Origin of the sequence: Streptomyces spongiae (assembly GCF_009377185.1) — a bacterium.
Taxonomy (GTDB): Bacteria; Actinomycetota; Actinomycetes; order Streptomycetales; family Streptomycetaceae; genus Streptomyces; species Streptomyces spongiae.
Genome location: NZ_VJZC01000056.1, coordinates 23,255 through 31,350, shown reverse-complemented (window position 1 = coordinate 31,350; position 8,096 = coordinate 23,255). Strand labels below are relative to the sequence as shown.

General features: G+C 70.6%; 4 protein-coding genes and 1 pseudogene. 4 read left to right on the top strand and 1 reads right to left on the bottom strand.

Annotation, left to right across the window (positions count from 1 at the left end; all coding sequences use genetic code 11):
• Both FNH08_RS11570 and FNH08_RS11565 read left to right on the top strand, forming a co-directional pair.
• Positions 1-199, top strand: a pseudogene (locus FNH08_RS11570) (hypothetical protein); the annotation flags it as partial.
• A 5-nt stretch (positions 200-204) separates the two neighbouring features.
• A complete protein-coding gene (locus tag FNH08_RS11565) occupies positions 205-909 on the top strand; it encodes a class F sortase (RefSeq protein ID WP_152771377.1) in 705 nt (234 codons plus the stop codon).
• Between the two features lie 255 nt (positions 910-1,164).
• Here the strand turns inward: FNH08_RS11565 and FNH08_RS11560 are convergent, their stop codons facing one another.
• Complete coding sequence (locus FNH08_RS11560; protein ID WP_152771375.1) at positions 1,165-1,998, bottom strand: GAF and ANTAR domain-containing protein; 834 nt, start codon at positions 1,996-1,998, stop codon at positions 1,165-1,167.
• 166 nt (positions 1,999-2,164) lie between these two features.
• Between FNH08_RS11560 and FNH08_RS11555 the strand changes: the two genes are divergently transcribed.
• Both FNH08_RS11555 and FNH08_RS11550 read left to right on the top strand, forming a co-directional pair.
• The gene (locus FNH08_RS11555; RefSeq protein WP_152771374.1) at positions 2,165-3,178 is read left to right on the top strand and encodes a glycoside hydrolase family 6 protein; all 1,014 of its coding nucleotides are present in this window, start codon (positions 2,165-2,167) and stop codon (positions 3,176-3,178) included.
• A 461-nt stretch (positions 3,179-3,639) separates the two neighbouring features.
• Positions 3,640-8,088 (top strand): LamG-like jellyroll fold domain-containing protein, encoded by a 4,449-nt coding sequence (locus tag FNH08_RS11550; protein WP_322724255.1) that lies wholly within the window; start codon positions 3,640-3,642, stop codon positions 8,086-8,088.
• Positions 8,089-8,096: the final 8 nt, after the last annotated feature.

Below are 8,096 nucleotides of genomic sequence, written 5' to 3'. Positions count from 1 at the left end.
CGCCCCCATTTCCCCGTTCGCCCCCGTACGCGCCGGTGGTGGCGGGGCGGCGCGCGCCGTCGCCGCGGAGGGGGAGCAGGTGAACGCCCGGGACGAGGGGCCGGGCGCCTGGCAGGCCGTCGTCGGCCTCGTCCTGGCGGGTGTGGCCGGGCTGGTCGTCGTCCTGCGCGGCGTCCGCAGAGGACGCGGCACGAAGTGACCGAAATGATCGAAGCAGCCGGGGTGTCCGAACGGGGCCGCTCCACCGGCAGCGGCCGCCTCGTCACCGGTGTCGCCTGGGCCGTGCTGTTGCTCGGCCTGTGGCTGTGGGGCAGTGAGGTGACCGACGTACGGCACGGGACGTCGGCGCCGGCCACGGGAGGCGCGGCGCCGACCACGGGGGACATGGCAGCGGCCGGACGGCCCGCCGCGGCCGAACTGCCGCCTGCGGCCGCACCGTTGGGAGGCGCCCGGCCGCGGAGGCTCGACATCCCGTCCCTGGGCGTGCAGGCGCCGGTCATGGCCCGCGGGCTGGACGGACGGGGCGCGATCGACCCGCCGCCCTATGCCGGCGCGGGCGCTGTCGGCTGGTACGCGGCCGGTGCGCGCCCCGGTGCCGCCGGAGCCGCGCTGTTCGTGGGGCACGTCGACACCGAGGACCGGCCCGCCGTCTTCCACCGGCTCGGCACGGTGCCGGTCGGCGCGACGGTCCGCGTGTTCCGCGACGACGGGACGGTCGCCGAGTTCACCGTGGACGACGTCCGGGTCGTCGGCCGGGACCGCTTCGACGCCCGACAGGCGTACGGCGTACGGCAGTCGGGGCGGGCCGAACTGCGGCTGGTCACCTGCGGCGGCACCTTCGACGAGGACAGCGGCACGTACTCGGCGAACGTGATCGTATCCGCGTACCTCACCGGAACGGGGCTGTAAGGGCTGTGAGGGACCCTGAACCACCTTGGCCCGGTCGGCGGCCGCTCCCCCCGGGAGCCGCCGACCGGGCTGGTCCTCGACCGCGTGCGCTCGGGCTGCGGGAGTAACCCGGCACGGGCGCGGGAGGTCTCTGGGCCGATCCGGATAACACGGCAACTTTAGAACGGATGGAAGCCGCGGCCTAGGGGAGACCAGGGGGTTGTTTAACGCCAAGTCGACCACCAGTGGCTCTGAGTGACGAAAGAGGCGCTGGCCTCACGGAACGTCAGACGGTCTGTCGCGCAGAGGCGCCGCCTCCGGACGGTCCTCGACCACCGCCGTCGCGACCAGGTCCAGCGGCAGCCGGTGGCGGCGCGCGTACTGGCGCATGGCCGTGAACGCCTCGTTCACGCCGGTCCGCCAGCGTTCGGCGAGCATGCCCTTCGCCTGCTCGATGCGCACCCGGCTGGAGAGGGCCTGCTGCAACTGGGCGGCCAGGGTGCGGTATTCGGAGTGCGCGCGGTGGTTGGCGAGCCCGATCGCCGCCGCGTCCGCGATGAGCTGCGCCAGGTGCAGGGCGAACTCGGCCTGTGGGGAAGGCGGTTCGGGCAGGGCGGGAACGAAGACGTTGAGCGCGCCGAGCGCTCGCTCGCCCCGGAGGAGGGGGACCGCGAGGGTAGCCGTGACGTCGTGGCTCAGCGCCCGCTCGGTGAAGTCCGGCCAGCGGGCGGCGGTGTGGGCGTCGCGGAGGGAGACCGGCGGGACCGGCTTGCCGCTGACGTAGGTGTCGAGGCAGGGGCCGCCGTGGCTCTGAGCCTCCAGCAGGTCGTGCGCCACGTCCGCGTGGCGGCCGCTCACGGCGAACGACACCGTCTCGCCGCCCTCGATCAGCATGATGCCGGCCGCGCGGGCCCCTAACAGCGCGACGCAGTGGTCGGAGAGGCGTTGCAGATAGAGCCCGGCGTCGAAGCCGTCGGAGAGGGTGTCGGCAGCTTCCACCAGGGCCGCCGCGAGCTGGATCTCGCGAGTTCCCTGGTGGCTTTCCCGGTCGCGAGTTCCCTGGTGGCTCTCCCGGTTGCTCCGGTGCCCCTCCCGGTGGTCGTGATGCATGACTGAGCCGCCCCCTTGTGCGTGTTCGACCCCACCCCTGGGCCTGTCGCCTACCCACCGGAGGCAGGAGGTAACAGGTGTCCGACAAGGCGTCAACGAGCGAGTGGGCGAGGCGGGACGTATGCCAGGATTGGGACTTACGACAGTGCACCCAGGGGGGAGTTGGATGTACGGCAAGAGGGGGGCACGGGCGTCCGTGGTCGTGGCGGGAGCGGCACTGCTCGCCGCCGGCTGTTTCGGGGGAGACGGCGGCGACAAGGAGGGCAAGGGCTCCGGCTCCAAGATCAGCCAGCAGCCCAAGGGGTCGGACCCGTACTGGGTCAACCCGGAGGGAAACGCGGCGGAGCAGGTGGCCGCGTACGAGAAGTCCGGCAAGAAGGAGGACGCGCAGCAGATCCGCAAGATCGCCGAGCAGCCGACCGCGCAGTGGCTGACACCGGAGAGCGCGGAGCAGGAGGCCAAGGGGTTCACGGAGGCCGCGCAGAAGGCCGACCGGGACGCGATCCTCGTCCTCTACAACATCCCGCACCGCGACTGCGGCCAGTACTCGGGCGGCGGCGCGGCCGACGGCAACGCGTACCGGGCCTTCATCGACAGCGTCGCCAAGGGCATCGGCGACCGGCCGACCACGGTGATCCTCGAACCGGACGCGGTGCTGCACCTCGTGGACGGGTGCACGCCGAACGAGTTCCACGAGGAGCGCTACGACCTCCTCAAGGGCGCGATCGAGAAGCTCAAGGCCCTGAAGAACACGAAGGTGTACCTGGACGCGGGTAACGCCGGCTGGGGCAAGCCCGACCAGATCTTCGAGCCGCTCAAGTGGGCGGGCGTGGAGCAGGCCGACGGCTTCTCGGTCAACGTCTCGAACTTCTACACCACCGAGGACTCCATCAAGTACGGCAAGGAGCTCTCCGCGAAGGTCGGGAACAAGCCGTTCGTCATCGACACCAGCCGTAACGGCAACGGCCCGTACACCGAGGGCAAGGCCGACGAGCGCTGGTGCAACCCTCCGGGGCGGTCGCTGGGCGAGTCCCCGACCACGAAGACGGCGGACGACCAGGTGGACGCGTATCTGTGGGTCAAGCGGCCCGGTGAGTCGGACGGCGAGTGCAAGGGTGGGCCGAAGGCCGGGGAGTGGTGGCCGGAGTACGCACTGAAGCTGGCGAAGGCCTCCGGCTGACTGGCGGGGCGCCTTCTGTAGGGGGTGCCTGAGGTTCGTTGGCGGGGTGCGGGTGCGCTGTGGCTGGTCGCGCAGTTCCCCGCGCCCCTTAAAAGCATGCGCAGTTCCTCGCGCCCCCAAAAATCTGGGTTCCGCAAAGAAACTCAAATCGCGGTAATGCGGTGAGTGGCCGACGGTGGGGGCGGACGTGACGCCGGGTGGCTCCCGCGGGTGGTTCGAAGGGATCTCCCTGTCCGGATCTGCACCTTTCCTGGGGTGGCAAATCCCTACTTTCCTTTTCTTGTACGGCACTTCGCGCATGGGGGGGCAAGTCATCCTTTTTACTCGGACTTGGGGGTGGGGTAAGGGCTTTCCCGTGCCTTGACGTGCGCGAGTAAGCGCCAGTTAAGGTCCCTCCGTTTTTGAAGTGCGTATGGGCCCGGGATGAAGATCCTGTGGCGCAGGGGGCGGGGGAGATGCGCGTGTCCAGACGAGGACGAGGCTCCGGCAGATCGCTGATCGCCGTGATCGCGGCGGCGGTCGTCGCCGGCGTGCTGCCGGTGACGGGTGCCGGGAGCCCGGCTTCGGCCGCGACGACCGCCGCCGCGAACGATGCCGCGACACGGTCGGACGGCACATCCGCGGCCACGCCGGCCGCCGCACAGGACGCGGCCCGGACCGAGGACACCGACGTCGAGATCACCTCGTTGCGCACCGAGTCCAGCGAGGTGTACGCCACGCCCGACGGCCGGTACGAGGCCGTACAGCACCTCAGGCCCGTTCGCACCCGCGTCGGTGGGCAGTGGAAGGCGATCGACGACACCCTCGCCAAGCGGTCCGACGGCTCGGTGACGCCGAACGCCGCCGCGGTGGGCGTCGCCTTCTCCGGTGGGGGCACGGACCCACTGGTGACGCTGGAGCGGGCCGGACGGAAACTCTCCTTCGCCTGGCCGACCGCCCTGCCCGCACCGACGCTCGACGGGGACACGGCCACCTATGCGGACGTCCTGCCGGACGTGGACCTGAAGATGCGCGCGACCACGGACGGCTTCTCCGAGGTCCTGGTGGTCAACACGCAGGCCGCGGCGAAGAACCCGGCGCTGGCCGAGCTGAGGCTGGGCGTCGACTCCCCGGGCCTCGACCTGCGGGCCACGGCCTCCGGAGGCCTGGAAGCGGTCGACGAGAACGCGGGCGGTGTGGTGTTCCAGGCCGCCAAGCCCCTGATGTGGGACTCGACCCAGCAGGCCCCGGCGGCCCCGACCGTCACCGGCAGCGGGACAGGCGCGTCCCCCGCGAGCACGGTGTCCACGACGGCGGCCACCAGCGCCGTGTCGACCGCGACCCTCACCTCGGCCTCCAAGTCCTCGGAGGCCACCCACACGGCAGCGACCCCCGCCTCGTCCTCGGAGTCCCCGGACCCCACCGACGCCTCCGAAGGCCCCGGCGACGCCGCCAAGGTCGCCCCCATCGGCGTCGACGTGACCTCCGACGGCAGCTCACTGAAGCTCACCCCGGACCAGGACCTGTTGACGGACGCGGACACGACCTTCCCCGTGTACATCGACCCGCAGACCTACACCCCGAAGGCGGGGGAGTGGACGATGGTCTCGCGCTACTGGGCGTCCTCGCCCCAGTGGCGGTTCAACGGCGACTCCGACGCCGGCGTCGGCTACTGCGGCTGGGACTACTGCGCGCCGTACGACGTGAAACGGCTGTTCTACAAGTTCCCCACCTCGAAGTTCGCCGGGAAGTCGATCCTCAGCGCGACCTTCGTGGCGCACGAGACCTGGTCCGGATCGTGCGACGGGCGCTCGGTGCAGCTGTGGCGCACAAAGTCCTTCGACTCGAACACCACCTGGAACAGTTCGTCCGACAACTGGCTCGACGAGCTGGACTCCCGGGACGTGGCCAAGGGCGCAAGCTCCTCGTGCCCCGGCGGTGACGTGGAGTTCGACGCGACGGCCGGCGTGAAGTACGCGGCCTCGCACGACTCGGCGTACACGTCGTTCGGCCTGCGTGCGGCGAACGAGGACGACAAGTACGGCTGGAAGCGGTTCTCCGACGACGCCTACCTGCGCGTGAAGTACAACCAGCCGCCGAAGCAGCTCGCCATGAGCCAGCTGACCATGTCGCCCGGCAGCACCTGCCACAAGCCGGACTCCAAGGTCGCGATCCGCTCGCTGCCGCAGATCTCGGCCAACGACGTCAAGGACCCCGACGGCGACCAGGTCAGCGTGCAGTTCCAGGTGTGGTGGGACGCGGGCAGCGGCTTCAAGGCCCAGTGGACCTCGGCCAAGCTCACGCCCCGCGCCTCCGGCAAGGACTTCAGCACCACGCTGACCGAGACCCTGTCCAACGGCAAGAAGATCCCGAAGAACGCCACGGTGGCCTGGTACGCCCGTGCCGTCGACTACGACGAGGGCACCTACTACAGCTACTCGCCCTGGTCCGGCGCCGGTTCCGCGACCGGCTGCTACTTCGTCTGGGACACCACCGTGCCCGTGGGCCCCACGATCACCTCCGGTGACTACCCGGCCAAGGACGACAGCGACCCGAACGACCCCGTGTACGACGGGGTGGGCCGCTACGGCACCTTCACCCTCGACACCTCCGACACGGACGTCGTGAAGTACTGGTACGGGGTCAACGCGGACGCGTCCTCCGCCAACGAGGTCACGACCTCCGGCGGCGCCGCCCGCACGATCAGCTTCCGCCCGACCCGCTCCGGCACCAACTTCCTGAACGTCCAGGCCGTCGACTCCGCGGGGCGGGTCAGCGAACCCACCAGCTACGGCTTCCGCGTGAAGCAGGGCCAGCCGGTGCGGGCCGAGTGGAAACTGGACGAGCCGTCCACCGCCACCCAGGCCGAGGGCACCGCCGGCAACCGGACCCTGGACCTGAAGGGCGGCCCGGCCCTGGGCGTGACCGGCAAGAAGGGCACCGCCGCCTCGTTCGACGGCGTGGACGACTATCTCGTGTCGGACATCCCGACCGTGGACACGTCGATCAGCTTCTCGGTCGCCGCCTGGGTGAAGCTGGACAAGCTGCCGGACACCGCCGCCATCGTGGCCGCCCAGCCGGGCAACAACGCCCCGGGCTTCGAGCTGTACTACTCCAAGACCTACGACCGGTGGGCGTTCAACCAGTACTCCGCCGACACCGCCACGGCCACCCCGGTCCGCGCCATGCAGTCGGCCGCCGGCGGGGTCCAGGCGGGCCAGTGGGTCCACCTGGTCGGCACCTACGGCGCCGGCTCCGACCTGCTGTCCCTCTACGTCAACGGCACCCTCGCCGGGACGGCCACGTACTCCACCCCGTGGGACGCGCGGCGTGGTCTGCAGATCGGCGCCGGCTCCTACAGCGGGGCTCCCGGCAGTTTCTTCCCGGGCACGATCGACGACGTCCGCATCTATGAGAAGCCCCTGTCGGCCACCGAGGTCAGCAACCTCTACAGCAGCGGAAACATCGGCAACGGCCGCCCGGCCCGCGCGGTGTTCCCCCTCGACGATCCCGCCACCGACGCCGACGGAAACGCGACGGCCCAGGTCACCGGCCGTGCGGACGTCAACCCGGCGGTGCTGCATGGCGGGGCGAAGCTCGGCCAGCCGGGACGCGCCGGCACCGCGCTCTCCCTGGACGGCGTCGACGACTACGCCGCCACCGCGGGCCCGCACCTCAACAACCAGCAGAGCTTCTCCGTGGCCGCGTGGGCCAAGCTCTCCAAGACCAAACCCACGCACGGAGCGGTCATCGCGGCCCAGGAGGGCAGCGTGATGCCGGGCTTCGAGCTGTACTACTCGGCCACCTACGGCTGGACCTTCAACCAGTACTCCGAGGACACCACCAGCGGCACCCCGATCCGGGCCACCCAGGGCGACCCCGCCCTCGCCCCGGGCGGTGAGTGGACGTACGTCGTCGGCTCCTACGACGCCGTCACCGACGACCTGCGACTGTACGTACAGGGCCAGTGGGTGGACACCAACAAGGTCACCGCACCCTTCTACGCGGGCGGCCCGGTGATGATCGGCGCCAGCCGGTTCAGCGGCACGCCGTCCAGCTTCTTCCCCGGCCAGATCTCCGACGTCCAGCTGTACGACCGCGCCCTGTCCGCCCCGGAGATCGCCGCGATGTTCGACAGCCAGGCCACCGTCGAGGGCCGCTGGAAGCTGGACACCTCCTCCGGCAGCCCCGCCACATCCCCCGACGACCTGGTCCGCGAGGACCACACCGCGCTCCCGCTGACCCTGGGCAGCGGAGCGGCCGTCGACGACACCAGCTTCACGAACATGGTCGGCACCGGCGACCTGACGCTGAACGGCACCAGCACCGGCTACGCGGCCACCAGCGCCTCACCCGTCGACACCAGTAAGAGCTTCACGGTGTCCGCGTGGGTGACCGCGCCCAGTCGGCCGACCAAGGCGGTCACGGTGCTGAGCATGGCCGGCACCAACACCAACGGATTCGCCGTGCGCTACGTACCCGATGCCACCGACCCGGCGAACGCGGGCCGCTGGCAGCTGGTGATGGCCAACGAGGACAGCGGTACCGCCACCACCGCCACGGCGGAGCACAGCAACTTCCAGAACAACACCGACTGGAACCACATCCTGGTCGTCTACGACGCCTTCGCCGGCCGGATGACCCTCTACGTCGACGGTCAGCCGCAGGTCAGGCCCTGCGCCGACAGCGACGACGACGGAACACCGGACGACCCCACCTGCACGGAACAGGTGTCGTGGAACACCTCGGTCCTGCCCTTCGCCGCCACCAAGGGCCTCCAGCTCGGCCGGCTGAAGACCGGTACCAGCAGCTGGGGCGAGTACTGGAGCGGTGCCATCGACGACGTATGGGTGCTGCAGGGCGCGGCAACCGACAGCCAGATCGACGCGCTCTCCGGTGGCGCCGACCTGGACACCACCGCGGGTCCCTGACCAGCGGA

Coding starts and splice junctions, on each gene's coding strand:
- FNH08_RS11565 (WP_152771377.1), top strand. CDS start 205: ATGATCGAAGCAGCCGGGGTGTCCGAACGGGGCCGCTCCACCGGCAGC.
- FNH08_RS11560 (WP_152771375.1), bottom strand. CDS start 1,998: ATGCATCACGACCACCGGGAGGGGCACCGGAGCAACCGGGAGAGCCAC.
- FNH08_RS11555 (WP_152771374.1), top strand. CDS start 2,165: ATGTACGGCAAGAGGGGGGCACGGGCGTCCGTGGTCGTGGCGGGAGCG.